We start from the raw sequence: 26456 nt of genomic DNA on the forward strand, positions 1-26456 counted from the left end.
GCTACCGGCCTTTTTGTTCTAATAAGCCAACAATTACTTGTTGCCGTCTACTTCTTCGTAGTCCACGTCCGTCACGTTGTCGTGTGCGGCACCGCCCTGGCCGTTGCCGCCGGGCTGCTGGCCTTCAGCACCCCCGAAAGGGTTGCCGCCTTCCGCACCGCCGGGCTGACCGCCCTGGTTGTACATCTCCGTAGAAGCTGCCTGCCAGGCGGCGTTGATAGCCTCCATAGCTTTGTCGATGGCGGCAATATCCTTGCTTTCGTGGGCCGATTTAAGGTCGGCCAGCGCGCTTTCCACAGCGGTTTTGTTGCCGCCGCTCAGCTTGTCGCCGTACTCTTTCAGCTGCTTCTCGGTCTGGAAAATCATCGAGTCAGCGGCATTCATCTTCGAGATGCGCTCCACTTCGGCTTTGTCCGACTCGGCGTTGGCTGCCGCTTCCTGACGCATCCGCTCAATGTCCGCATCCGACAGGCCCGAAGAGGCTTCGATGCGGATTTTCTGCTCTTTACCGGTGCCTTTGTCCTTGGCCGATACGTGCAGGATACCGTTGGCGTCGATGTCGAAGGTTACCTCGATCTGCGGAACGCCGCGAGGTGCTGGTGGAATATCGGCGAGGTGGAAGCGGCCAATCGTGCGGTTCTGCGAAGCCATCGGACGCTCGCCCTGCAACACGTGGATTTCCACCGAAGGCTGGTTATCCGAAGCCGTAGAGAAGGTTTCCGACTTCTTGGTCGGGATGGTGGTGTTCGACTCGATAAGCTTGGTCATTACGCCGCCCATCGTCTCAATACCCAGCGAAAGCGGGGTCACGTCCAGCAGGAGCACGTCCTTTACTTCACCGGTCAGTACACCGCCCTGAATGGCAGCGCCCACGGCTACTACTTCGTCGGGGTTAACCCCCTTGGAAGGCTTCTTGCCAAAGAACTTCTCTACTTCCTCCTGAATGCGGGGAATACGGGTTGAACCACCCACCAGAATTACTTCATCGATGTCGGAAGTGCTCAGGCCGGCATCCTGCAGGGCCTTTTTGCAAGGCTCCATAGAGCGGCGCACCAGGCTGTCGGCGAGCTGCTCAAACTTAGCGCGGCTCAGCTTTACCACCAGGTGCTTGGGACCCGAGGCGGTAGCCGTAACGTAGGGCAGGTTGATTTCCGTCTCCGTGGAAGACGACAGCTCTACTTTGGCTTTCTCAGCGGCTTCTTTCAAACGCTGGAGCGCCATGGCGTCCTTGCGCAGGTCGAGGCCTTCATTTTCGCTGGCGAACTGATCGGCCAGGAAGTTGATGATTACCTGGTCGAAGTCGTCGCCGCCGAGGTGGGTATCACCGTTGGTAGACAGTACTTCGAACACACCGTCACCCAGCTCGAGGATGGAGATATCGAAGGTACCACCGCCCAGGTCGTACACAGCAATTTTCTGGTCTTTGTGCTTCTTATCGAGGCCGTACGCCAGAGCAGCGGCGGTAGGCTCGTTGATGATGCGCTTCACATCGAGGCCGGCAATGGCACCGGCTTCTTTGGTGGCTTGGCGCTGGGCGTCGTTGAAGTAAGCGGGCACCGTAATAACGGCTTCCGTTACGGGCTGACCCAGATAATCCTCCGCCGTCTGCTTCATTTTCTGCAGTACCATGGCCGAAATTTCCTGCGGCGTGTACTTCCGGTCGCCGATTTGCACAGCTACCGTGTTGTTAGGACCGGCCACCAGCTCGTAGGAAACGTGCTTGGCTTCTTCGGTTACTTCGCCGAAGCTGCGACCCATGAAGCGCTTAATCGACTGAATCGTGTTCTTGGGGTTGGTAATGGCCTGACGCTTGGCGGGGTCACCGACTTTACGCTCGCCTTTACCGTTATCGAGGAACGCTACAATAGAGGGGGTGGTGCGGCGGCCTTCGCTGTTTGGAATCACCACCGGCTCGTTGCCTTCCATTACGGCCACGCACGAGTTGGTGGTGCCGAGGTCAATACCGATTATTTTGCCCATGTGGATGGTTATCGTTTAGGAGTTGAGGTGTCAGAGGATAATTGCGAATCACTCGCAAAAGGAGGATTACAAGCAGCGTACCAGCCCGCTCGTAGGGCTTTTCCTGTGACAACTTGTCATTTTTACGGGACGCATGCCGCCGTTTCCCGCCGCTCTGACCTTCTCTGGCACTCCTAATCCCGATTTCCCTGCCAGCCGGGCAGGATGGCTGGGTAAACAATGTTACCAATTACCTTTTGACTGGAGCTACTAAAAAAGTGCGTAGAATATTGTCTGCTGCTTGATAGACGTAGGGTTCGACATGGTCTCCTATCAAATAATCAGTTCCAAGTTCCGAAAGTGAATTTCCTAACTCGCTAAATAAGTTAAGGTCGGCATCAGTACCCCATTCATAAGAAAACCTATTAGTATCAGCAATATTGCAAACCTCTATTGTAGATTCAGACAGCATTTTACCCTCCGCTTTTAGCCACAATCTATTCTCGTAGCCGCGTACAGGCAGGTGTAATTCAATGGTGCAATCGGGGTCAATGTGTGCGGGCAAGAAGGTGTCGAGAAAGTAAATCAAGATTTCAGTAAGATTTTCTGGGCCTCCGCTACCTCTAAAAACAGCTTCCTTAACTGAATAGCCTACCCAGTTGGTAGGTGTTCTTTCAATTATGGGATAATCGAAGCTCACATTTTTAATGCAAGTTTCATTAAGGTCAATGTTGACTTTCCAGCCTGGGTTGTCAATATTAGTTATTGAAATACCATAGGAGTGCTCCCAATCACCGTTACAATTGATGGTGTACCAGCGTTGAATTCGTTGCAGCAGTTCCATTGGCTATGGTTTGATGTGAATACTTATCGGCAAACTCCATCACTTTCCATTCCCACCGCGCCTTGTGGCGCTTCCAATAGGGCTCATGACCAGAGCCGGCAAAATCCTGTCGTTGCTTTGGCCCCCGCAGGTTCTGGAAAATAGCATCGGTTTCCTCACGGGTTACGCGCGGATCTGCTTCGCCCCACATTAGTAGGGTAGGCGTGGTGATATGGCTGGCAAACTGGGTAGCATCCAGGTCAAAGGCCCAGAAGCCATTTTGTACGCCACCCCAGAAAACCAACAACTGAGCCATTGGGAAATCAGGCAGGTGCATGGCGGCGAAGCGGTTTCGCGCCGTTTGAAGCATGCTACCGTAAGGGCATTCCAGAATGTTTGCCTGGGCCGATACTCCCAGCTCACTCTCAGCTCTTAAAATAGCTTCGGCACCCATACTCACACCATAGAGAATAACTGGCTGCCCGGGCTGATTCCGGCGCACCCAGTTAAAAGCCGTGCGTACGTCTTCTGCTTCCCGGTATCCTACGGTGCAGGTGTAGCCGGCGGAGCCACCGTTACCAGCAAAATCAGTCAGCAAAACATTAAATCCCAGGCTGCGGAAATAAGCGGCTTCCGGAAGTAGTGCGGCTTTATTGCTGGTGTAGCCATGAAAAAGGGCCACGGTGCCCTGGGCATTGGGCACTGTGCTATACCACGCTTCCAGGCGCCCGTTGGGGCTGGATAAAAAGTGATTGGTGTAGGGAAAATCTGGCAGGGCCAGGCTGTGCGGCTTCGGGTTAGATACGCCCGTGAGCAGCACGCCCAGCTTGCGCCAGCCGGCCAGCCGCTCCGGATTACTGGTGCGCACGGTGGCGGCAGGGGAGAAATGGGTGAAGCGCCAGGCATGGAAAAAGGCCACGGTGTTTAACACTACCGTGGCTAATACTAAGAGCAGCGTAAGAAGGCACCTAAGCTTCATCGGCCGGACTTGCGCCCGCCGCCCGTTGGCCGGTCGGAGCCCGGTTTGCGGCCGGCGCCACCCCGGCTGGGGCCGCCGGCGGGTTTGCCTTTTCCCTTGCCCTGGGCCGGGCCACCGGCGCTACGGCCGGTTTTGGATTTACTGCCAGCTCCGGGCTTGGCGCCAAAGCCGCCCCGGTTATAGCCACCGGCGCTGTTCTGGCCGGGCTTTTCACTGGTCGGACGAATGCCGCCGGGCCAATAGCCACTGTCTGATTTGCTGGCCGGCTTAAAGGTGCCGGCGGCCAGCGTTTGAGCCGCCATATCATCCGTCAGCGCTTTTACCTCATCAGTCGTCAGCTCACGCCACTGGCCGGGCTGCAGGTTGCCTACCGGAATGCCAGCGAGGCGGGCGCGCACCAGGCGCAGCGTAGGAAAGCCTACGGCCGCCGTCATTTTGCGCACCTGGCGGTTCATGCCCTGCGAAATGGTAATCTGAATCCAGGAAGTAGGAATAGCGGCCCGGAAACGCACAGGCTTGCTCCGGTCCCAGATTTGGGGTTCTTCAGTCAATAATTCTACCTCGGCGGGGGTAGTGAAGCCGGTTTTCAGGTCTACGCCACGGCGCAGGGTTTCCAGCGCTTCGGGCGTGGGAATGCCTTCCACCTGCACCCAATAGGTTTTCGGCACTTTAAAGCGCGGCTCGGAGAGGCGGTGCTGCAGCTGCTTGTCATCGGTGAGCAGCACCAGGCCTTCGGAGTCATAATCCAGGCGGCCTACGGGGTAAATGTTGGGGATATTAACGAAATCCTTGAGCGTGGCGCGGCCATTCTCGTCGGTAAACTGGGTGAGGACTTCGTAGGGTTTGTTGACGAGGATGTAATGCATGGTGCAAAGGTAGCAGGAAGCACGCATCGTAGCGCGCATTGTAGCGCGAAGCTCCGGCTTCGCGCACGAGTGAAGCGAGTGGTCGGAAATGCGCCGCTTGTAACAATGCTTAGGAACTCGCGCTGCTCGTGCGCGAAGCCGGAGCTTCGCGCTACACTACACCCGAGTACTTCCGTATGGCCCATTCCGCCGAAATTAAAGCCAGAATCAGGAAAAACAGCCATTTCATATCGATGAGCTCTTTCAGCTTTTCCTCGGAGTAGATAACCGGCTTGTAGTTAGCCTTCTCAATGTCCTGGGTGAGCTGGGCGAACTGCTGCGGATAGTAAAGGCGCTGGCCGCTGCGGCGGGAGAGCTGGTAGAGCAGGTTATGGTCGGCGCGGGCATCCAGGGCTTCCAGCTGCTGCTCCTGCACCAGCAGCTCGCCGCGGTCCTGCTGGGGCTGGCCGCCCAGCGTGGCGCGGGCGGTGTAGCGGTAGAGGCCGCCGGGCAATGCGCCCAGGTGCAGCGGCGCGCCGTCCTCGGTATTAGTATAGCTGAAGGTGCGCGTCTTCTGCTTTTCGTCGGTGAGGGTAAGGGTGATTTTCTGGTTGTAGATGCGCTCAAATACTGCGTTGTAGGTTTCGATGCCGAACGTCACGTCGTCCTGCGAAGAAAAGGCGTCCTGCGTAGGGTATACATCGAGGCGCTTTTTGTTGGCGTTTTGCGTGAGCAACTGCAGCGTGCGAATAATCATCCGGTCGTAGGCTTCGGGGCGGTCTTCGTGCTCCGTGGCTTCCTGCAGGCGCCACTGCCAGCTGCCATCCGTGAGCAGGGTAGCCTGGCGCTGGGCTGCCGAGCCGCCAAAAACCAGCAGCGGGCGCTGGGTTTTCAGGCGGCCTACCTGCTGAAATAAGGCCACTTCGGCGCCGCCATTCAGGCGCAGACTGCCAAAAGGAACCGGGGCGGGCGAATACGCCGCAAACCGCCGGGCAGCGTCTTCTTCAAAGGAAAAGCGCGCAAATGCTGGGTTGGGCACTGGCGTTACATCATCCGTCTGAGCGCCGCGCGGCTGCACCGTGAGGCCCGCTCCCAAGCGGTTGTAGGCATCAAAATCAGATTGGGCTCCCAGGATATAGAAGGCCGGAATCCGGCGCTGCCGTACCTGGGCCACTACTTCGCTGCCCAGGCCGCCACGGGCCGGGAGCTGGTGCAGAATGGCTACATCATAGTCCTGGGCCTTCAGGGGACTGATGCCGGGCAGGTAGGTAACTAGGTCGAAGTTGTCATTTTGCTGAATGGCGGCGCGCAGGGCTTTCAGGTCGGGGTGGGGGGCGGCGCCGGCCAGCAGCACCTTCAGCTTGCCTTTTACCACATCCACGTAAGCAAATTTGCTGTTGTTGAGCAGGGTAAATTCGCCGGGCTGCTTTTCCACTACCACCTCATAGCGCCGCTTGCCGGGGGCCGGCGCCATCACCAGAAAAGTGGTTTTCTGGCGGCGCTGACCGGCCGGCAGTTTCACCTGCTTGGTTTGCAGCACGCGGCCGTTTTCGCGCAGCTGCACCGTGGCGGTGCTGCCGGCGTAGCCATCGTAGCCAATTTCCGCCTCAACCGGGAAACGGTTGCCGCTGAAGGCTACCCGGTTGTAGTTGAGCGCCGGAATGCTCAAATCTTTCTTAGGCACCGTGTCGCCTACAGCCATGCCGTAAATGGGAAAGCGGTACTCCGAATACTGCGGTGCCCGGCCCTGGTTCACAATGCCATCAGACACCAATACCACGCCGGCCAGGTTGCGGCCTTCATACGCCTCGCTCACGGCGGAAAGCATACCATCCAGATCAGTAGCGGCGGCTGTGAAGCGCAGCGAATCGGGGCGGACGGCGCGTGTGCCGGGGGTAAGCGTCTGGGTTTCGACGGTAAAGCCTTTGGCCTGCAGGTCGGTGGTGAGCTGGCGCAGGCCCTGGGTGGTTTGCTGCAGGAGCGGAGCCGGTGTAAACAGCCCTACCGACTGTGAATTATCCACGGCCAGCACAATGGTGGGCTTCTCGGTGGTGCTGGTGGTGGTTTTGATGAAGGGGGAAAGCAGCAGAAAACACAGCAAGCTCACCACCAGAAAACGCAGGGCCGCCAGCCCGAGATTCAGCGCCCGGCTCCAGGGCGCTTTGGCCGAGTAGAGCAGGGCCGCGTAGCCCGCGCCCACGGCCAGGCACAGCAGAATAAACCAGGGAGAAGCGGCGAAGGATATCAACGGCGGAAATACGTGAAGAGAGCACCAATAACTCCAAAGCAACCGAAACGGTTGCCTGGGCTGATCAGAGGAATAGGATACAGAATAAGGAAGGCAGGCGAAGTTAAGAGTTCTGGAAAGGGATGCTGCGGTTTGTTGCCATCTCTTACAACCGACATGCTCAGCAGGACGGCAAATTGTTGGGCGATATGAGCCAAACGCTGGCGGCGTTTGTTGTGCGAAGGTAGCCGTAGAAAGTACGGCATTAGCCTCTCGCAAACTCATTTCCTCCTGCACATGGACTTACAACTTGACCAAAAAACCGTTCTGGTTACCGCTTCTACCGGCGGCATCGGCCTGGAAATAGCCCGCTCCTTTGCCCGCGAAGGGGCCATAGTTATCATCAACGGCCGCACAGCCGCCAGCGTGCAGCAGGCCATTGCGCAACTGCGGCAGGAGTTTCCTGAAGCCGAACTGCTGCCGCTGGTGGCAGACAATGGCACCGCCGAAGGAGCCGCCCAAACCATACACAAGTACCCGGAGGTGGATGTGCTGGTAAATAACCTGGGTATCTATGAGGCCACCGAGTTCTTTGATACCACCGATGAATCCTGGCTGCGGCTGTTTGAGGTGAACATTATGAGTGGCGTGCGCCTCAGCCGCCATTACCTGCGCGGTATGCTGGCCCGCACCACCGGGCGCATCATCTTCATCAGCAGCGAATCGGCGATGAACCCGGCCCCGGAAATGGCCCACTACAGCGCCACCAAGCTGATGCAGCTTTCCATTTCCCGAAGCCTAGCCGAAATGACGAAAGGCTCCAACGTCACCGTAAATGCCCTGATGCCGGGCTCCACGCATACCCCCGGGGTAGAGGAATTTATCCGACAGGTATTTCCCGATGAAAAAGATTACGCCACGGCGGAGCGGCGCTTTATGGCCGAAAACCGCCCAACCTCCCTTATCAGCCGCCTGATTCAACCCCGGGAAATTGCCGATTTCACCGTATTCGTAGCCAGCCCCCTGGCCGGCGCCATCAACGGAGCCAGCCTGCGCGTAGATGGCGGCATTGTGCGCAGCGCCGTGTAAAAGGAAGGGTGTTAGTTAATATTCCTAACCGTCATGCAGAGCAGAGCGAAGCATCTCGCGTGCTGACTATTTTGGGAAAATAACGGTCATGCTGAGCGGAGTCGAAGCATCTCGCCCGCTTCGTTGCAGTGGTATACCACACTAGCGAGATGCTTCGACTCCGCTCAGCATGACCCGTTCTTTTAGTGTGTATTTCTACTTGGTGTGTATTGCATTTAGATATCTATTACTAAGCCTGCATCACCAAATCTGCGCACTGGCGGGCAATTTCCAGCTCCTCGTTGGTCGGAATCACCAGCACTTTTACGCGGGAGCCCGGGGCCGACAGGTCACGAAGGCCGGGGGAGCGCCGCTGATTTTCGCTGGTTTCCAGCGTGATGCCGAAAAAATCGAGGTTGCGGCAGGTTAGCTCCCGTACGCGGGCGTCGTTTTCGCCTACGCCGCCGGTGAATACAATGGCTTCGGCGCCATTGAGAACCGCCAGAAAACTGCCGATGTATTTCTTGATGCGGTAGGCGTAGAGGTCGTAGGCCAGCCGGGCGCGCTCGTCGCCGTGCTCCAGGGCGTGGGTCACGTCGCGCATGTCGCTGTGGCCGGTGAGACCCAGCATGCCGCTTTCCTTGTTCAGCAGGTTTTGTACCTGGCTGGCGGTGTAGCCCAGGTGCTCGATAAGGTGAAAAATAACGGCCTGGTCGGTGTCGCCGGCTCGGGTGCCCATCACCAAGCCGTTCATGGGGCCAAAGCCCATGCTGGTATCCACGGAATGGCCGGCGGCGGTGGCTGTCATGCTGCAGCCATTGCCCAGGTGAATGGTGATAACGCGCGCCTCCGGGTTTTCTAAATAGCGCAGTGCCTCGCCGGCCACAAACTTATGGCTGGTGCCGTGAAAGCCATAGGCCCGGAAACCGTGCTCGGTGTACAGCTTTTCGGGCAGGGCAAAGCGGTAGGCGTGGGGCGGCAGCGTGTGGTGAAATGCCGTATCGAATACGGCTATTTGCCGGGCCTGCGGAAACAGCTGCTCGGCTACCTCCATGCCCAGCAAATTGGGGGGGTTATGCAGCGGGGCAAGGGAAAACAGCTGCCGGATTTTGTCTTTTACCTCCGCCGTAATGAGCGTAGTGTCGCGGAACTGCTCGCCGCCGTGCACGGCGCGGTGGCCCACCACCGCAATTTCATCCGGGTTCTGGATAACGCCGATTTCAGCATCGGTGAGCAGGCGCATGGCTTCTTCCAGCCCGGCGCGGTGGTCGGGAATGGGGAGGGTGCGCCGTACCGTATGCTCCTGGCCATCTACCAGCGCGTGGTGCGTGAGCAGCCCGTCCGTCAGGCCAATTCGCTCAATCAGGCCCCGGCTAACGGGCTGCTCCTGGGGCCAGCGGAAGAGTTGGTACTTGAGGGAGCTGCTGCCGGAGTTGATAACGAAGATGTTCATAGGGCGGTGAAGGTAAAGACGCGCCCCGAAAGTACGGATGGATGAGTAGTATCTGTAGGCCTGCTCTGCGCAAGCTAATCAACTGCTTATTATCGAGACATTCAACTCTATTAACCAAGACTCACAGGGACATCTCAGCTACAAGGCTAGGGAAGTTTGGTGCTGTGCGTCAACCAACATACATTGCGCAAGATGGCGCTGGCGCTTTGCGAAATAAGAAAATTTCGCCCCAAGAAGTGAGAACTTAAATGGGGATTTTGCGGCTTTTTTAAAATGATAAATAACTTTGTATTTTGAAAAATAATAGACTATTAATTACGATAATAGTATTCTTTGTATTAGTAAATTCCGCCTATTTTTGGGAAGGGCAGCTTAGGATTTTGACTTTTCCAGTCTATTTAATCTTGTTTTTTGTTTATTTATGGCTTATTGTAGTTCTTTTCCGACAGTTTTACTTAGCATATAAGGAAAAGTTTAATACTAGAAAACGACTCTTGATCTTAAGTCTTCTGACATTTGTGATACTTATGACATTCCTCAGGCCTTATGGGTTTATAGACTTTGACAAGTTAGCAGGGGTAGATTTGTTGATTGCAGAAAGAGAAGGTAGTGGAGGTTGTGGAACATCTATAAAATTTAAAGATAATTTTAAGTTTTCTCAAAGAAATGTCTGCTTTGGTGTTGAAGAGATAAGAGGAACTTATAAATTGAAAAACGATACAATTTTCTTTAACAATGAGAAACATTTGAAATTTGGGTTGGTAAAACCATCTTCTTATGAAAAGGATTTAAAATCATTGTATTTATTCACTGAAGCTAATGATACAACTGGATTTGAGCTTGAAATAACAAAAAATGACTTAGTTATGTAGAAAAAATAAAATTCAAAGGTTATTGCAATGAGGGAAAATTCAGAACTTAACGGAAGCCGATACGCAATGCTAGCGGTAATTATAGCAATAGGACTTGTATTGTTTATTATATTTTTAATAAATTTAACTATAAATCCGAACGTAGTGGAAAAGATTAATAATGATATTAATAACTTCTATTTTCCTGTTATAATCGGTATCTTATCTCTTTTTGTATCTGCCAATTACTTTGGTAGGAAAGCAGGTGTTAAAATCAATAAAGATACTAATGCTCAAAGTTCAGGTGGCTTTGTTGCTGCCCTGCAAGTATTAATTATATCAGCATTAACTGTTTCTTTGGCCGAAGTAATTCAGATAAGTTGGATTGAGGGTTTTGACGTCTTTATAGCATTTTATTTCCTGCTGAGAATAGCGGTGGCAATGTTCCTACTAGGCTTTCCTTTTGCATTGCTATTAGGATATGGTTTTGAATATCTACTGATTAAGAAACTGAAAAAGCCATAAACTCGGTTAATTCCCAGAAACGGCTTCTTTACTTCCACCTGATTATTACCCCTGCGCCTGAATAGCCGTCAGCAGCACCGTGTTATAAATATCATCCACGGTACAACCGCGGCTTAAATCATTGACCGGCTTATTCAGCCCCTGCAACATCGGGCCAATAGCCAGCGCGCCTGTTTCGCGCTGCACGGCTTTGTATGTGTTGTTGCCGGTGTTCAGATCGGGGAAGATGAGCACGCTGGCCTGGCCGGCTACCGGCGAGCCGGGGAGCTTCTGCTGGCCGATGGCGGGGTCCACAGCGGCATCGTACTGAATGGGGCCTTCCACTAGCAAATCGGGGCGGAGCTGGTGCACGATTTGCGTAGCCTGGCGCACCTTGTCCACGTCGGCGCCCTCACCGGAAGTGCCGGAGGAGTAGGAGAGCATAGCCACGCGCGGCTCAATGCCAAAGCGCCGACTGCTGTCGGCGGAGGAAATGGCAATTTCGGCCAGCTGCTCGGCGGTGGGGTTGGGGTTCACGGCGCAGTCGCCGAACACGGCCACGCGGTCCGGCAAACACATAAAGAACACCGACGACACCACCGATACGCCCGGCTTGGTTTTGATGAACTGCAAGGCCGGCCGAATGGTGTGCTGCGTGGTGTGCACCGCGCCGGATACCATGCCATCGGCCAGGCCCTTATACACCATCATGGAGCCGAAATACGACACGTCCGTCATCAGGTCGCGGGCCATTTCCAGGGTTACGCCTTTGGCTTTGCGCAGCTCATAGAGGGTTTCGGCGAAGTCGTTGAACAGCTCGGATTTGGTGGGGTCCAGGAGCTGCACACGGGCGGGGTCCAGGGGGCGGCTCAGGCGCTTGGCAGCGGCCATAATCTGCTGCGGGTCGCCGAGGATGGTGAGGTTAACCACGTCCTGCTCCAGCAGGCGGGCGGCGGCGCGCAGAATCCGGTCGTCGTTGCCTTCGGGCAGCACAATGTGCTTGCGCTGGCTGCGGGCCCACTGCAGCAGCTGGTACTGGAACATGTGCGGTGTCATGCCCTCAGGCCGGAACGTGGCCAGCTGATCCAGCAGCGGGGCCGTGTCTACGTAGCGCTCAAAGGTTTGAATAGCCAGCCGGATTTTTTTGGCGTGGCCCGGACCAATGCGCGACTGTATGGCACCCACGCGGGTGGTGGTCAGGAAGGTGCCGGTGTCCACCAGAATAATGGGCACGGTGGTCTGCAGGCCTTCAATCAGGCGCAGCACGGAGTCCTCGGGCATGTAGCCGCTGGTGAGCACCAGCCCCGCCACCTTGGGGTAGTTCGCCGACATATTGGCCTGCAGCGTGCTCAGAATAAGGTCTGATCGGTCGCCGGGGGTTACCACCAGCACGTTCTCCTCTATGCGCCGCAGGAAGTTGGGCACGTGCATGGAGCCGTTAATGAAATGGTCGACGGTGTTGGTGAGCTGCTCTTCGCCAAACAGCAGCTGCCCACCCAGCTGGTCATAAATTTCCTGCATGGAGGGGTTGCGCAGGTCCTTGCTTTCGGGAATTACGGTGAGCAGCGTGTCGGGCGGCAGCTGGTCTTTCACCAGCTGGTGTACTTCCACCACCTGCTCGGGGGCCACGCGGTTGAGTACCAGCGCCAGCACCTGCACCTCCCGGTCGTGAGCGGTGCGCCGGATGGAAAGGGCCGAGTTGACTACCTCTTCCACCGTTTTAGTGACCCCGGAAATCACCAGAATAACCGGAATACTCAGATTACGCGCCACCGACCAGTTAATATCCAGCTCCAGGGCCGTGCTGGTGCCCACAAAGTCGGTGCCCTCCACCACCACAAAGTCATGCTGGGCCTCCATTTTTTTAAATTTATGGATGATGGTATCCAGCAGCTCGCCCTGCTGGCCATTTTCCATCAGGCGCAAGGCTTCGTGGCCGCGGAAGGCAAAGGTATCGGAGTAGGCGAGGGGTAGGTTGAAGTGCTGCAGCACCGTTTCAATGTGCAGGTCGTTCTGATTAGGGGTAACGGGAGTAATAATCGGCTTGAAATAGCCCACTTTCTGCGCCTTACCCAGCAGCAGGTTCACCAGTCCCAGCGTCACTACCGATTTGCCACTGTACGGCTCCGCCGTTGCAATAAATACTGCCTTGCTCATATGCTTCAGTCCGGTTGCGTGTGGTAGCAACTACGGAGAAGCGCAAGTTAGGTGGTAGGCAGGCTATGGACGATCTGAAAAAGAAGCTGTGGAATAAAAGTTATTAGCTAGAAAAGCTAGTTCCCCTCCTCAGCTGAGGAGGGGAACTAGCTTTTCTAGCTAATTTGATATCCTTACGTCAGCATGCCGCCATCTACCTGCAGCACCTGTCCGGTAATGTAGGAAGAGTTGTCTGAGGCCAGGAAAGCCGTGGCTTTGGCCACATCCTCAGGCGAGCCGCCGCGCTTCAGCGGAATAGCCTTGCGCCATTCATCCACCTGCTTGGGGTCCAGGGCATCGGTCATTTCGGTTTCAATGAAACCGGGCGCAATGGCGTTGCAGCGGATGTTGCGTGAGCCCAGCTCCAGGGCCACCGATTTGGTGAAGCCAATGATGCCCGCTTTCGAAGCGGCGTAGTTGCTCTGGCCGGCGTTGCCTTTAATGCCCACTACGGAGGTCATATTGATGATGGAGCCGGCTTTGGCACGCATCATGGGCTTGGTAGCGGCCTTAGTCAGGTTGAATACGGACTTCAGGTTCACGGCCAGCACCTGGTCCCACTGCTGCTCGCTCATGCGCATCAGCAGGCCATCCTGCGTAATACCGGCGTTGTTCACCAGAATATCCAGCTTGCCAAACTCCGCTACCACATCTTCCACCAGCTTTTCGGCTTGGGCGTAATCGGAGGCGTCGGAGCGGAAGCCTTTCACTTTGGTGCCGTACGCGCCGAGCTCCTGCTCCAGCTGCTGGCCCTTCTCCACGCTGGAGAGGTACGTGAAAGCTACCTGAGCGCCCAGCTGGGCAAAATGCACCGCAATGGCGCGGCCAATACCTTTAGATGCACCCGTAATGAGGGCTACTTTTCCGTCGAGCAGTTTTGTCATGGGGACGAAGGTAGGCGAAGCCGCAAAACCCGGCAAGCCTGAGCAGGTATCGGCCCCAATTTTCTGCAATCGGGAAAAACTAAGAATGGTTAAGCTAGAGCTAGAAGCTAGTTCCCCTCCTCAGCTGAGGAGGGGCTAGGGGTGGTTGAAGAACTAGAGTTAGATAATTAGAACTAGTTGGTCGTTCAACAAGTGGTCAACCACCCCTAACCCCTCCTCAGTTGAGGAGGGGAACTAGTCTTTTAATTCTAATATACACGTGCATATCGTTCTGAATGCACCGCTCGGTATAATAGGCCGCGTTTAGCGCTCTAATCCTTCACATACTTGCGCAGGCTCTTAGCGGCGGCCGGGTTTAAGGCGGCGGCGCGCTGCAGGTCTTTCTTGGCTTCTTTGGGTTTGTTAATGGAGGCATAGGAAATGCCACGGTATTCAAAGGCATCGGCGTAAGCAGAGTCCAGGGCAATGGCCTTGGTGAAATCCGGAATAGCACTGCGGAAATTCTGGGTCTGCATTTTGGCCACGCCCCGCCCAAAAAGGGCTTCTTTATCGTCGGGCCGATATTTCAGGGCCTTGGTAAAGTCGCTGATGGCGGGCGTGTAGGCTTCCGTTTTCAGGCGGGCCAGACCCCGGTTGTAGTACGCTTCGGCGTTGGTGGGCTTCAGGCGCAACGCCGAGTTGTAATCCAGAATGGCCGTTTTGTAATCCTTGAGCTCAATCCGGGCTTTGGCCCGCTCCATCAGCGCATCGGCATTGCGCGGATTGGTTTTCAGGGATGCGTCTGCCGCCTTCACCTGGGCTTTGTAATCGGCATTAGTCAGCTTTTTGGCTACCGGTGCCGCTGGCGTAGCCGGGGCCGGTGTAGTAACAGCACCCAGCACGGCGTCCTGCGCAGAAGAATCCGTAGAAGGAGCAGTTACGGACGTAGTGGAAGAAGCAGGGGAGGAAGCCACTGCCCCCGGCGACTCATTTTCCTTGGGCGCGGTGGCACATTGGGTAATAAAACCCAGCAGCGAAGCCCCCAGGCAATAACGTAGTAATACTTTTTTCATGGGTAAAATATTGCGGATGAAGCAAATGATGGAAGAAAGCGTAACGCTTTTCCTTACGGAAGGCACCGCTTTCCGGTCGATTTTCTGCCAACTTTACACGCATACGGTGCGCTCCTAAGTCCTTACCTTCGCCCGGTAAGCCTATTTCATGCTCGAAACCGATATCTGTATTCTGGGCGCCGGGCCGGGTGGCGCCTCGGCCGCCATTCACCTGGCCAATGCCGGGCAGCGTTGCCTGCTGCTGGACCGTGCTACCTTCCCCCGCGACAAAGTGTGCGGCGATGCCCTCAGCGGCAAAGTATTATCGGAGCTGCGCCGCCTGGGCCTGGACTTGCCCGCCCGCCTGGAAGCTGCTCCCATACAGCTGCCCAGCTGGGGCATCGATTTCTACGCGCCCAACGGCCGCCGCCTGGCCGTGCCCTTCCGGCCCCGCTATAACTCCCGTACCGACCAGGCCGCCGGCCACATTGCCAAGCGCCTCGATTTCGATAATTTTCTAATTGAAGAAGTGCGCCGCCGCCCCGAAATTAACCTGCGCGAAGGTGTAGATGTAGCCCAGCACGAACAGCAGCCCGATGGCCGCTGGCTGCTGAAAGCTACCGATGGCACACCTATAGCCTTAACGAAATTGCTGCTCGTCGCCAACGGCGCCCAGTCAGCGTTTGCGCGCCAGATTGGCGGCCACCAGCTGGAGCCCAACCACCACTGTGCCGGTCTGCGCGCCTACTACCGCGGCGTGCAGGGCCTGCACCCCGATAATTTCATTGAGCTGCACTTCATCAAGGATTTTCTGCCCGGCTACCTCTGGGTATTTCCGCTGCCGAACGGCGAGGCAAACGTGGGCGTGGGCATGCTCACCAGCGCCGTATCGAAGAAAAAAGTAAACCTGCGCGAGCGGCTGGCCGACATGCTGGCCACCCACCCCGTGCTAAAAGAACGGTTTGCCACTGCCGAGCGCCTGGGGCCGGTGCGCGGCTTTGGCCTGCCGCTGGGCTCCAAGCGCCGCTCCTTGTCCGGTGCGGGCTACCTACTGCTCGGCGACGCGGGCTCCCTTATCGACCCTTTCAGCGGCGAAGGTATCAGTCACGCCATGGTGAGCGGCCGCCACGCCGCCGACTGGGCCACCAAAGCCTTAGTGGCCGGGAATACCTCCGCCGAGTTTCTGAAGCAGTACGATGCGGCCGTGTACCGCCGCCTGTGGCAGGAGCTGCGCCTGAGCCGCACCATGCAGCGCCTGCTGCAATTCCCCAGCCTGTTCAACTTTGTGGCCAACCGCGCTGCCAATAATCCTACCCTGGCCGAAACTCTGTCCAGCATGTTCATGGATATCGACCTGCGGGAGCGTCTGCGCCAGCCTGGCTTCTATATGAAGCTGCTGTTTGGCCGGTAAAGAGTAAGCGTGTCCTTGCAAGGCACCCTGTGTCCTTGCAAGGACGAAGGACGAAGCAATCCGTCCCCTGCGAAGTAGGAAACTCTCTTTCACCAGAAAGCCCTTGACGTGAGGTACGTCAAGGGCTTTACACATTTCAGGGGTTTCTACATTTCAGAGGACGGATTGCTTCGCTTCGCTCGCAAAGACACTCGTCGGCTGAATTACTTCTTGCCGTATTTGCGCAGGCTTTTGGCGGCTGCCGGGTTCAGCTGTACTGCTTTTTCCAGATCTTTCTGGGCTTCTTTGGGCTTGTTGATGGAGGCATAGCAAATACCGCGGTACTCATACGCATCGGCGTAGTTAGGATCCAGGGTAATCACTTTGGCAAAGTCGCCCAGCGCCGATTTGTTGTTGCTCATCTGCATCTTGGCTACTCCACGGGCAAAAAACGCCTCTTTATCATCGGGGCGCAGTCGAATTACCTTGCTCAGGTCGCCAATGGCGGGCGTTATCTCCTCATTCTTCAGGTGGGCCAGGCCCCGGTTGTAGTAGGCATCCGTGTTGGTGGGGTTCAGCTTAATGGCCGCATTGTAGTCCTTAATGGCGTCCGGGTAGTCCTTCAGCTGCAGATGCGCTTTGGCACGCGCCAGCAGAGCCTCTTCATTTTTTGGATTGCCGGCCAGCACTTTGTCAGAGGTCTGTACCTGCAGCTTATAATCAGCGGCGGTCATTTTCTTGGGAGGCAATACGGCCGCCTCCACTTTAACAGGCGCGGCCGCAGTCTGCTCCTGCGCGGGTGAAGTGGTAGCAGGGGCTGCCGGAACCGCTGTTTGCGCCGAGGCTGTGTAGGCCAGGGAAACAGTTAAAATACCGGCTGCCAGCAAAGAGAAGCAGTGTTTCATGAGACTTATAAAAATTAGATTGTTGAAAAAGGTGGGGGCGGAACGCGGGTGAAAAAGGATAGACAATATCCGGGCCAGCTATTTGCCTTTCGCCTCATTCGGAACTGATTGATTTCCGTGTCTATCTTTACTCCCGCTTTGCGAAAACAAACAACGTGGCATCAACCTGCTGCGGAAAAGTGAAGGCAAGGTTTTTCAAAAATACGGGAAGAATGGTCTTCCCTCCAAGCACTTATTCCAAGATATGGCATTGCAATTCGACCTGGTCGTGATTGGCAGCGGCCCGGGCGGCTACGTAGCCGCCATCCGGGCATCGCAGCTGGGGCTGAAAGTAGGCGTGGTAGAGCGTGAGTCGCTCGGGGGTTTGCCTCAACTGGGGCTGTATTCCTACCAAAGCGCTGCTGAAAAGCGCCCAAGTGTTTGAATACCTCAACCACGCCGCCGACTATGGCCTGACCGCCGAGGGGGTGGGCTACGACTTTGGTGCCGTAATTAAGCGCAGCCGTGGCGTAGCCGAGGGCATGAGCAAGGGCATCAACTTCCTGTTCCGCAAGAATAAGATTGAAACCGTGATGGGCACCGGCAAGCTGCTGGCCCCCGGCAAAGTAGAAGTAACTGCCGCCGACGGCACCAAGCAGACGGTGGAGGCCAAGCACATCATTCTGGCCACCGGCGCCCGCTCCCGCGAGCTGCCCGCGCTGCCCATCGATGGTAAAAAAATCATTGGCTACCGCCAGGCCATGGTGCTGCCCGAGCTGCCCAAGCGCCTGCTGGTAGTGGGCTCCGGCGCCATTGGGGTAGAGTTTGCGTATTTCTACCGCACCATGGGTTCCGAGGTGACGGTGGTGGAGTACCTGCCCCGCATTGTGCCCGTGGAAGACGAGGAAGTGTCGCGGCAGATGGAGAAGTCGTTCCGCAAGATAGGCGTGAATGTCATGACCTCGGCCGAGGTAACCAAGGTGGACACCAGCGGCGAAGGCTGCAACGTAACCATCAAAACGGCCAAGGGTGAGCAGCAAGTTGCCTGCGACGTGGTGCTGAGCGCCGCCGGCGTGGTAACCAACCTCGAGAACATTGGCCTGGAAGAGCTGGGCATCAAAGTAGAGAAAGGCCGCCTGGTGGTAGACGACTTCTACCAGACGAACGTGCCCGGCATCTACGCCATCGGTGATATTGTGCCCGGCCCCGCGCTGGCACACGTAGCCTCAGCCGAAGGCATTATCTGCGTAGAGGCTATTACCGGCCATCACCCCGAGCCGCTCAACTACCAGAACATTCCCGGCTGCACCTACGCCTCGCCGGAAATTGCCTCGGTAGGTCTCACCGAAGCCGAAGCCAAAAACCAGGGCTACGATATTCTGGTGGGTAAATTCCCCTTCACCGCCTCGGGCAAGGCCTCGGCCGCTGGTGCCAAAGACGGCTTCGTAAAGGTGATTTTCGACAAGAAATACGGCGAGTGGCTGGGCGCGCACATGATTGGCGCCAACGTTACGGAATTGATTGCCGAGGTAGTGGTAGCCCGTAAGCTGGAAACCACGGGCCACGAAATCATCAAAGCCGTACACCCGCACCCCACCATGTCGGAAGCCATTATGGAAGCCGCCGCCGCCGCCTATGGCGAGGTGATTCACATTTAATTAATTCAGCTTCGACTGATGCAAAAAGCCCCTGCCAGCAATGGCAGGGGCTTTTTTAATGAAATTTAAGTGAGCTGAAAAGAACGTCATGTCGAGCGAAGTCGAGACATCTCGCGTGCTGACGTTGTTGGAAAAGGAACGTCATGCTGAGCGTAGCCGAAGCATCTCTGCCGCTTCATTAAACCTCATCCCCTATCCATGAAGGGAGGGGCTTTATATTACTCTGGCAACATCAGCACGCGAGATGACTTGACCAGCTCGCCATGACTAGTTTATGCTCAGCAGATATCTGTTTGCACCTTCACCTTTGCGACACCTGGCGGCTGATATTTATGTCGTTACAGTTGCTTCCCGTTCCAGCGCTACCCGGTCCCAGTGGCCCAGTGAGGCGGCGGCGGCGTACGTGCTTTCCAGGAACTCCAGTAGTAGTTTCTCGGGGTTAGGTGCGGTGCGTACGGCTTCGTAGGGCAGGATAAATTCACCGAGGTCCTTGTCGTAGTAGGCGGGGGCGGGGACTTTGGCCTGGGCAAAGTCGCTGGGCTGGGGGTACACGTAGCTGTAGTAGGATGCCTCGTAGCCCGCGCCGCCGGGCCACCAGCCGGCGCTGCTCACCTCGTGCGAGTAGGCCTCCTGCATCACCCATTGGCCCAGGTGGGGCGCCCCGCCGGGGTGCGGTGGCGCCGGCCGGCCGGAAAAGCGCGACACGGCCAGATCAAAGCTGCCCCAGAAGAAATGCACCGGGCTGCTTTTGCCAATAAACCGGCCGCGGAACTCGCCCAGCACCCTGGCCGATTCCAGCAGAATGCGCCAGCAGCGGTGCACGGCATCAGCATCGTACGCTACGGACTCGGTCTGCTCATCAAAGGGCGTGTTTAGCTCGGCCACTTCTACGGGCATAATCCAGAGGTGGACCTGCACGCCCAGTTCGGTCAGGGCTTTCTGGTACTGCTCGTAAAAATCGGCCACCGATTTCATTTCGGGCAGGCGAAGGGTACGGGTGTCGCCGTTGCAGGTGAACAGGCGCAGCTCGTGGTCGTGGAAATCGAACAGGGCTTCCAGGCTGCCCCCGGCGTAGGGCATGGCGGAGGTGGTGAGGCCGCGCGGCGTAACGTAAAACGGCACCTGCCACCAGTGGTTAACCAGGGGACTAAGCGTGAGGCGGGTTTTGCCCACAATCTGCAGGTACATGTGCAGGGCGCGGCGCGTTGGTTCCCAGTCGGCGGCGGGCAGGGCGGGCCAGCGCTCAGCGGTAGTTAGCGGGGTTGGCATAAGCGGCAGAAGTCCGGGGAATATCAGCCGGGGCCTTCGCCGGATAAGTTACGGAGTATGCCGGGTTTACTAGTGGCTTAGCCTATGCGAGTAATCAGAAAGCAATAAACTGATTTTGCTAACGTTTTGGCGCTTGGCGAAGAAGCGGATTTCGAAGCACTGAACTATCTGCCAGCACTGAACTTGATACGAAGTACAAAGCTTCATTTAAGCACTGAACCCGCTTTTTTGCCAAACGCCTGTTATGGGCTGCTTTTTTATTCTTCATCGTCAGTATGTTCAACAAAATTTAGTTTTCTATTTGTCAAGTCGAAGTAGTGATAAAAGGCAAGTGTATAGTCTGTTTCAGGTTTGCTAATAACTCCAAAGAGTTCTATTTTGTCTTTGTCTACCTTGTTAAACCAATAGTTGTGAAAAATTGCGATGTCCATAAAATCATTGTCAGCATATTGTGAAAACTGCTTTTTTCTAAATACAGTGTCCAAAAGTGTTTGTGACTTTTGTTTGATTGTCAATGTTATTTCAGCGTCTCTATATTTGTCAATTTGCTTTTTTCCATTGTCATCGTATTCATTTGTAACATAGCTGTCTAGGTCTGTCTTTATGATTGTAACTTGTAATTGTTTGTCGGCTAATAGGGTGTCGAATTTTACAGTTTCTTTATTCTATGGGAAAAATCTTTCTGATTTGATATTTGTCGAAGTAACTGTTGTACTGTCGGTTGTTTCAACTACTGTCGATTTCTTTTCTGTCTTTGCATTACAAGCAAAAAGCAAAAGCGTTAAAGTCGAAATTATTATGCTATTCTTCATTATGTGTCGTCCCTTTAAAGTTGCCCATAACATCTGTGTTTACGAAAGTATTCTGGCCTCAGAGTTTCGGGAACCGACGTTCTGTACGAAGCTAACTTTCGGGAAGCATACTATTATTTGAATGCTTCCCGAAACCGGAAGCCCCAAGGTAGTTACTCCATTTCAATCCTGCACCGGCTCCAGTGGCACCGGTTCCACACCCTCCGGCAGCACCTCTTTCGGCCGGCGGCTCACCAGCCACACGCCCGCAAAAATCAGCAGCGCCTGTAGGAATTTACCCCAGGTAAATACATCCTTGCCCAGTAAAATGGCAATGACAGCGGCCAGTACCGGCTGCAGATACACGTACACGCCCAGCAGGGCAGGGGAGGCATATTTCAGCGCCCAATTGTTGAGTAGGTAGGCCAGAATGGTGAGAAACACCACCATGTACACCAGCTCAGCCCAGATAAACAGCGGCAAGCGGGCGTATTCAATAGCGGTTACCTGCTGCCAGCCCACTGGCACCGCCACCACCGCGCCCACCAGAAAAATGCGCGACAGCACCGTAAACGGGTGGTATTTCCGCATCAGCGGCGTCACAATAACCAGGTAAATACCAAAGGCCGTGGCATTGAGCAGAATAAATACGTTGCCCAGCGTGCCATCCTGCCCCGGCACGGTGGCCGCGCCGTGGCCCCGCCCCAGAATAATAAGCGCGGCACCCACGGCCGCCAGCAAAATGCCCAGCGTCCGTGTGGGCGTAATTTTCTCGCCCAGCAGCACCGCCGAAGCCAGCACCACCACAATGGGCGCCACCGTCTGAATAAGCGAGGCATTGATAGGCGAGGTAAGATTGAGGCCCGCGAAAAACAGCAGCTGGTTCAGCCCAATGCCGATGATGCCGCACAAAATAGAGCGCACAGTATCGGCGCGGCCCCGGATGCGGTCCTGCGTCACCAGGCGACTCAACACGCCAAAGAACAGCGCTGCGCCCGCAATGCGCAGCGCTACCACACCAAACGGCCCGGCATAGCGCGGCATAATGTCTTTGGAAAGACTGTACGCCGCAGCGTATATCAACGTAACAAACAGCAGCGCGGCGTGCACGCGGAAAGAGTTTTTCATGCCCGGCGAAGATAAGCTGATGTAGAAGGAATGTAGCGCGAAGCTCCGGCTTCGCGTACGAGCGGAGCGAGTGCTAACGTATGCACACGCCTGCTACTCGCGTTGCTCGTGCGCGAAGCCGGAGCTTCGCGCTACTTCCTTCCGTACCTTTCCTGACTCAATTCTTTCGCATGGCTACCGGCTCCCTTTTCGATACTGATTCTCCCGTACCACAACCGTACACCCCACGCCCCGGGGCGCCGCTGGCGGAGCGCATGCGCCCGCGTACCCTGGAGGAATATGCCGGGCAGCAGCATTTGGTAGGGCCGGAGGGCGTGCTGCGGCGGTATTTAAATGCGGGCCGCCTGCCTTCCCTGATTCTGTGGGGGCCGCCCGGCGTAGGCAAAACCACGCTGGCCAATTTGCTTGCCCAGGAGTTGGGGCAGCCCTTCGCCTCGCTCAGCGCCGTGAATGCCGGCGTGAAAGACGTGCGAGAGGTAATTGAGCGGGCCAAAAAGCAGCGTGGCACGGTGCTGTTTATTGATGAGATTCACCGCTTCAGCAAAAGCCAGCAGGATGCGCTGCTGGGCGCCGTGGAGCAGGGCATTGTTACGCTGATTGGCGCCACCACCGAAAACCCCTCGTTTGAAGTAATTCCGGCCGTGCTCAGTCGGGCACAGGTGTACGTGCTGGAGCCGCTGGACAAGGAAATTCTGACCGGCTTAGTTGACAAGGCTCTGGCTGAAGACGAGATTCTGAAGCAGAAAAAAGTGCGGGTGCAGGAGTACAACGCCCTGCTCACCATATCGGGAGGTGATGCGCGCAAGCTGCTCAACCTGCTGGATATTGTGGTGGAAGCCAGCCGCCCGGACCCCAAAACCGGCGAAATCATCATCACCGATGAAGGCGTGCAGCAGCTGGCCCAGCAGCACCTGGCGCGCTACGATAAAGGCGGCGAGATGCACTACGACGTCATTTCGGCCTTCATTAAAAGCATCCGCGGCTCCGACCCCAACGCGGCGCTCTACTACCTGGCCGTGATGCTGGAAGGCGGCGAGGATGTGAAGTTTATTGCCCGCCGCCTGCTCATTCTGGCTTCCGAGGACGTGGGTAACGCCAACCCGAACGCCCTGCTGCTGGCCCAAAGCTGCTTTCAGGCCGTTACGGTCATCGGCATGCCGGAGTCAGATATTATTCTGGGGCAATGCGTGGTGTACCTGGCCACTTCGCCTAAGAGCAACGCCAGCTATAAAGCCATTCGGGAGGCGCGGGCGCTGGTGCGGCAGCAAGGCGTAGAGCCGGTGCCCATTCCGCTGCGCAACGCGCCCACCAAGCTCATGAAGCAGCTCGGCTACGGTACGGAGTACCAATACTCCCACGACTACCCCGGCAACTTTGCCTATCAGGAATTTATGCCCGAAAAGCTCAGTGGCACAGTATTTTATCAGCCTGGTCAGAACTCCGCCGAAGACAAAATACGGGAGCGAATGCGCCAGCTTTGGGGCGAGAAGTACGGGTATTAAGGAAGTGAGAAGAGGAGGCGAGAAAGTGTCATTGCGATGAGACCACGACGAAGCAATCCGTCCTCTGAAATGTAGAAACGCTCGAGCTGTGAAAAGCCCTTTTCCGTTGCTGACGGGAAAGGGCTTTCTGGTAAAAGGGCGTGTCTGGCTGCGGAGAGGACGGATTGCTTCGTCGTGCCTCCTCGCAAGGACATGGAACCACGCAACCAACTGTCAAAAACCCACTCTCTAACAATGCCGAAAGCCCGTTACCTTTGTTAGGTAGCGGATATCCTTTTTTCTTTACCCAATGAGACAATTCTTGAAATACGTGCTGGCTTCGTTTGTGGGGCTGCTACTGTTTGCCTTAGTAGGTTTTGTGCTGCTGATAGGGCTGATTGCAGGAGTAGCCTCCGCGGGCGAAGACGTGGAGGTGGCCAGCAACTCCGTTCTGGAAATTAAGCTGGACAAGCCCGTAGCCGAACGGGAAAGCAAGGATTCGTTTGCTTCTATGCTCACCAACCGGGCCGATAACATTGGGCTGGATGAAATTAAGGCCAGCATCCGGCGGGCCAAAACGGACGACGACATTAAGGGCATTTTCCTGAATGTGGAGCTGGTGCAGGCCGGTATGGCCTCGCTGGAGGAAATCCGCGACGCCCTGCTCGATTTCAAGAAATCGGGCAAGTTTGTGGTGGCTTATAATGATATGGCTTCCGAGAAAAGCTACTATCTGGCTTCCGTAGCCAACCGGATTTACCTTAACCCGCAGGGCACGCTGGAATTCAATGGCCTGAGCTCGGAGACGTTCTACTACAAAAACCTGTTTGAGAAGGCCGGTATCGAGCCCTATATTTTTCGGGTAGGCTCGTTTAAAAGCGCCGTAGAGCCGTTTTTCCGCGAGAACATGTCGGACTCGGCGCGCCTGCAAACCAGCTCCTTCCTCAACTCCATCAACAACTTCACCCTCAGCCACGTGGCCGCCGCCCGTGGTATTGAGCCCGCGCGCCTCAAAGTCATCAGCGACTCCATGCTGGTGCACAATGCCGAAGACGCCAAGCGCCTGGGCCTGGTAACCCACCTGGGCTACTACGATGAGGCTTCTGACTACATGAAGGGCAAGCTGAAGCTGGATAAAAAGGAAAAGCTGAGTTTGGTGCCCCTGTCCGACTATGCTAAAAACGACGATGAGGAGAAAAGCAGCGGCAACCGCATTGCCGTGATTTATGCCGAGGGCGACATTGTGACGGGTAAGGGCGGCAACAGCAGCATCGGCAGCACGCGCTTCGCCGAAGCCATCCGCAAAGCCCGCCTCGATGATAAAGTGAAGGCCGTGGTGCTGCGCGTGAACTCGCCCGGCGGCTCCTCGCTGGCGTCAGACATTATTTACCGCGAGGTGGTGCTCACCAAGAAAGTGAAACCTATTGTGTGCTCCATGTCGGACGTTGCGGCTTCCGGCGGCTATTTCATTGCCATGGCCTGCGACACCATTGTGGCGCACCCCAACACCATTACGGGCAGCATTGGCGTGTTCGGCATTCTGCCCAACATTCAGCCCATGCTGCGCGATAAGCTCGGCATCACCACCGACCGGGTAACCACCGGCAAGTTCTCCGACTTGCCCACCATCACGCGGCCCCTCACGGCTTACGAGAAGGCGCAATTGCAGAAAGAGGTGGACCGCATCTACGCCGACTTCACGACCAAAGCCGCCCAGGGCCGCCATATGCCCGTAGAGCGCCTGCGCCGGTACGCCTCCGGCCGGGTATGGTCGGGCACGGAAGCCAAGCAGCGGGGCCTGGTAGATGTGCTGGGCTCTTTTGAAGATGCCATGCAGATTGCCGCCCGCCGCGCCGGCCTCTCTAAAGGCGACTACCGCGTGCAGGTGCTGCCCCGCCAGAAGTCGTTCATGGAATCCATGTTCAGCAACTTCAATGAGGAAATCCGCCTGCACCTGGTGCGCGAGGAAATGGGCCCCATGTACCCCGTGTACGAGCAGTATAAGAAGCTCTCCGAGATGAGCGGCGTACAGGCCCGCATGCCGTTTGAGCTGAATATTCAATAGCCACCCTTATTTGTCATCCTGAGCTTGCGAAGGACCTTCTCACGGCTGAACTACTCGCGTAACAACGACTCGTTCTAGCGAGAGAAGGTCCTTCGCGAAGCTCAGGATGACAACTTTTTTATGAGCACATCAACTCCTGCTATGCAGCACCTGCGCGAAGCCGCCGCCTATATCCGCCAGCAGCTTGGCGACTTTCAACCGGAATTCGGCATTATCCTCGGCACCGGGCTGGGGGCTTTGGTGCACGAAATTGATGTTCTCCATAAGCTGCCTTACGCCGGCATCCCACATTTTCCGGTTTCTACCGTGGAAAGCCACTCGGGCAATTTGCTGGCCGGCACGCTGGCCGGGCGGCGGGTGCTGGTGATGCAGGGTCGCTTTCACTTCTACGAAGGCTACACCATGGACCAGGTAGTGCTGCCCGTGCGCGTGATGAAGCTACTGGGCATTCAGAAGCTGTTTGTGAGTAACGCCAGCGGCGGCCTGCACCCGGATATGGACTATTCTGACCTGATGCTGATTGACGACCACATCAACCTGCAGCCCCTAAACCCGCTCATCGGCAAAAACCTGGACGAGCTGGGCGAACGGTTCCCCGACATGATGGAGCCCTACGACCTGGGCCTGCTGGCACAAGCGGAAGCTGCTGCCGAAGAATTAGGATTTGCCGATAAAGTGCGGCGAGGCGTGTACGCCAGCCTGCCCGGCCCCATGCTGGAAACCCCCGCCGAATACCGTTATCTGCGCACCATTGGTGCCGATGCCGTGGGCATGAGCACCGTGCCCGAAGTTATAGCCGCCCGCCACATGGGCCTGCCCGTGCTGGCCGTATCCGTTATTACCGACCTCTGCTCACCCGGCAAGCTGAAACACGTAGCCCTGGCCGATATTCTGCGGGTGGCCGCCGTAGCGGAGCCGCGTTTAACGGCGCTGCTGAAGACCGTTATTGAGCGGCAGTAACTTTAATAGT

At 56.1% G+C, this 26456-nt stretch carries 20 protein-coding genes and 1 pseudogene; 8 read left to right on the forward strand and 13 right to left on the reverse strand.

Features of this window, described 5'->3' with window-relative positions; genetic code table 11:
• Positions 1-33 precede the first annotated feature (33 nt).
• The 5 genes from dnaK to PK28_RS06530 all read right to left on the reverse strand — a co-directional run bounded on the left by dnaK (position 34) and on the right by PK28_RS06530 (position 6854).
• Positions 34-1980, reverse strand: a complete 1947-nt coding sequence (dnaK, locus tag PK28_RS06515; protein ID WP_044512588.1) for a molecular chaperone DnaK — start codon at positions 1978-1980, stop codon at positions 34-36.
• Between the two features lie 229 nt (positions 1981-2209).
• Positions 2210-2803 carry an immunity 53 family protein gene (locus PK28_RS19885; protein ID WP_071885056.1) on the reverse strand — a complete coding sequence of 198 codons (594 nt, stop codon included), beginning with the start codon at positions 2801-2803 and terminating at the stop codon, positions 2210-2212.
• Positions 2757-3701 carry an alpha/beta hydrolase gene (locus tag PK28_RS06520; protein ID WP_197070487.1) on the reverse strand — a complete coding sequence of 315 codons (945 nt, stop codon included), beginning with the start codon at positions 3699-3701 and terminating at the stop codon, positions 2757-2759. The genes PK28_RS19885 and PK28_RS06520 overlap by 47 nt, the downstream gene beginning before the upstream one ends.
• A 56-nt stretch (positions 3702-3757) precedes the next feature.
• Positions 3758-4627 (reverse strand): pseudouridine synthase, encoded by an 870-nt coding sequence (locus PK28_RS20110; protein WP_082016992.1) that lies wholly within the window; start codon positions 4625-4627, stop codon positions 3758-3760.
• 151 nt (positions 4628-4778) lie between these two features.
• Complete coding sequence (locus tag PK28_RS06530; RefSeq protein ID WP_231576229.1) at positions 4779-6854, reverse strand: VWA domain-containing protein; 2076 nt, start codon at positions 6852-6854, stop codon at positions 4779-4781.
• Positions 6855-7130: 276 nt separating this feature from the next.
• On the opposite strand from PK28_RS06530, the gene PK28_RS06535 reads away from it, so the two are divergent.
• Positions 7131-7922 carry an SDR family NAD(P)-dependent oxidoreductase gene (locus tag PK28_RS06535; RefSeq protein WP_044512591.1) on the forward strand — a complete coding sequence of 264 codons (792 nt, stop codon included), beginning with the start codon at positions 7131-7133 and terminating at the stop codon, positions 7920-7922.
• Between the two features lie 229 nt (positions 7923-8151).
• On the opposite strand, the gene PK28_RS06540 is transcribed toward PK28_RS06535, so the two are convergent.
• Positions 8152-9354, reverse strand: a complete 1203-nt coding sequence (locus PK28_RS06540; protein WP_044512593.1) for an acetate/propionate family kinase — start codon at positions 9352-9354, stop codon at positions 8152-8154.
• A gap of 527 nt (positions 9355-9881) precedes the next feature.
• Between PK28_RS06540 and PK28_RS20710 the strand changes: the two genes are divergently transcribed.
• The gene (locus PK28_RS20710; protein WP_197070488.1) at positions 9882-10226 is read left to right on the forward strand and encodes a hypothetical protein; all 345 of its coding nucleotides are present in this window, start codon (positions 9882-9884) and stop codon (positions 10224-10226) included.
• 66 nt (positions 10227-10292) lie between these two features.
• Positions 10293-10730 (forward strand): hypothetical protein, encoded by a 438-nt coding sequence (locus PK28_RS06550; RefSeq protein WP_044512596.1) that lies wholly within the window; start codon positions 10293-10295, stop codon positions 10728-10730.
• Between the two features lie 45 nt (positions 10731-10775).
• On the opposite strand, the gene pta is transcribed toward PK28_RS06550, so the two are convergent.
• The 3 genes from pta to PK28_RS06565 form a co-directional block, all read right to left on the reverse strand.
• Complete coding sequence (gene pta / locus PK28_RS06555) at positions 10776-12866, reverse strand: phosphate acetyltransferase (RefSeq protein ID WP_044512598.1); 2091 nt, start codon at positions 12864-12866, stop codon at positions 10776-10778.
• A gap of 173 nt (positions 12867-13039) precedes the next feature.
• On the reverse strand, positions 13040-13789 hold the full coding sequence (gene fabG, locus PK28_RS06560; RefSeq protein WP_044516465.1) for a 3-oxoacyl-[acyl-carrier-protein] reductase: 750 nt from the start codon (positions 13787-13789) through the stop codon (positions 13040-13042).
• Positions 13790-14100: 311 nt separating this feature from the next.
• Positions 14101-14841, reverse strand: coding sequence for a tetratricopeptide repeat protein (locus PK28_RS06565; protein ID WP_044512600.1), 741 nt, complete (start codon positions 14839-14841; stop codon positions 14101-14103).
• A gap of 148 nt (positions 14842-14989) precedes the next feature.
• Here PK28_RS06565 and PK28_RS06570 point away from each other — a divergent pair, with 148 nt between their 5' ends.
• A complete protein-coding gene (locus PK28_RS06570; RefSeq protein ID WP_044512602.1) occupies positions 14990-16231 on the forward strand; it encodes an NAD(P)/FAD-dependent oxidoreductase in 1242 nt (413 codons plus the stop codon).
• 203 nt (positions 16232-16434) lie between these two features.
• Here the strand turns inward: PK28_RS06570 and PK28_RS06575 are convergent, their stop codons facing one another.
• A complete protein-coding gene (locus tag PK28_RS06575; protein WP_044512606.1) occupies positions 16435-17115 on the reverse strand; it encodes a tetratricopeptide repeat protein in 681 nt (226 codons plus the stop codon).
• 244 nt (positions 17116-17359) lie between these two features.
• On the opposite strand from PK28_RS06575, the pseudogene lpdA reads away from it, so the two are divergent.
• A pseudogene (gene lpdA / locus PK28_RS06580) lies at positions 17360-18752 on the forward strand (dihydrolipoyl dehydrogenase).
• 330 nt (positions 18753-19082) lie between these two features.
• On the opposite strand, the gene PK28_RS20885 reads toward lpdA, so the two are convergent.
• From PK28_RS20885 to PK28_RS06595, 3 genes are all read right to left on the reverse strand, one after another.
• A complete protein-coding gene (locus PK28_RS20885; RefSeq protein WP_044512608.1) occupies positions 19083-20021 on the reverse strand; it encodes a DUF5996 family protein in 939 nt (312 codons plus the stop codon).
• Between the two features lie 257 nt (positions 20022-20278).
• The gene (locus PK28_RS21315) at positions 20279-20629 is read right to left on the reverse strand and encodes a DUF4738 domain-containing protein (protein WP_082016993.1); all 351 of its coding nucleotides are present in this window, start codon (positions 20627-20629) and stop codon (positions 20279-20281) included.
• Positions 20630-20995: 366 nt separating this feature from the next.
• A complete protein-coding gene (locus tag PK28_RS06595) occupies positions 20996-21940 on the reverse strand; it encodes a DMT family transporter (RefSeq protein ID WP_044512613.1) in 945 nt (314 codons plus the stop codon).
• A gap of 254 nt (positions 21941-22194) precedes the next feature.
• Between PK28_RS06595 and PK28_RS06600 the strand changes: the two genes are divergently transcribed.
• From PK28_RS06600 to PK28_RS06610, 3 genes are all read left to right on the forward strand, one after another.
• Positions 22195-23442: a replication-associated recombination protein A gene (locus PK28_RS06600; RefSeq protein ID WP_044516468.1), complete on the forward strand. Its 1248-nt coding sequence runs from the start codon at positions 22195-22197 to the stop codon at positions 23440-23442.
• Positions 23443-23731: 289 nt separating this feature from the next.
• Positions 23732-25486, forward strand: coding sequence for a signal peptide peptidase SppA (sppA, locus tag PK28_RS06605; RefSeq protein WP_044512615.1), 1755 nt, complete (start codon positions 23732-23734; stop codon positions 25484-25486).
• Between the two features lie 120 nt (positions 25487-25606).
• Positions 25607-26446, forward strand: coding sequence for a purine-nucleoside phosphorylase (locus PK28_RS06610; RefSeq protein WP_231576230.1), 840 nt, complete (start codon positions 25607-25609; stop codon positions 26444-26446).
• Positions 26447-26456: the final 10 nt, after the last annotated feature.

Origin of the sequence: Hymenobacter sp. DG25B, assembly GCF_000801315.1 — a bacterium.
GTDB lineage: Bacteria > Bacteroidota > Bacteroidia > Cytophagales > Hymenobacteraceae > Hymenobacter.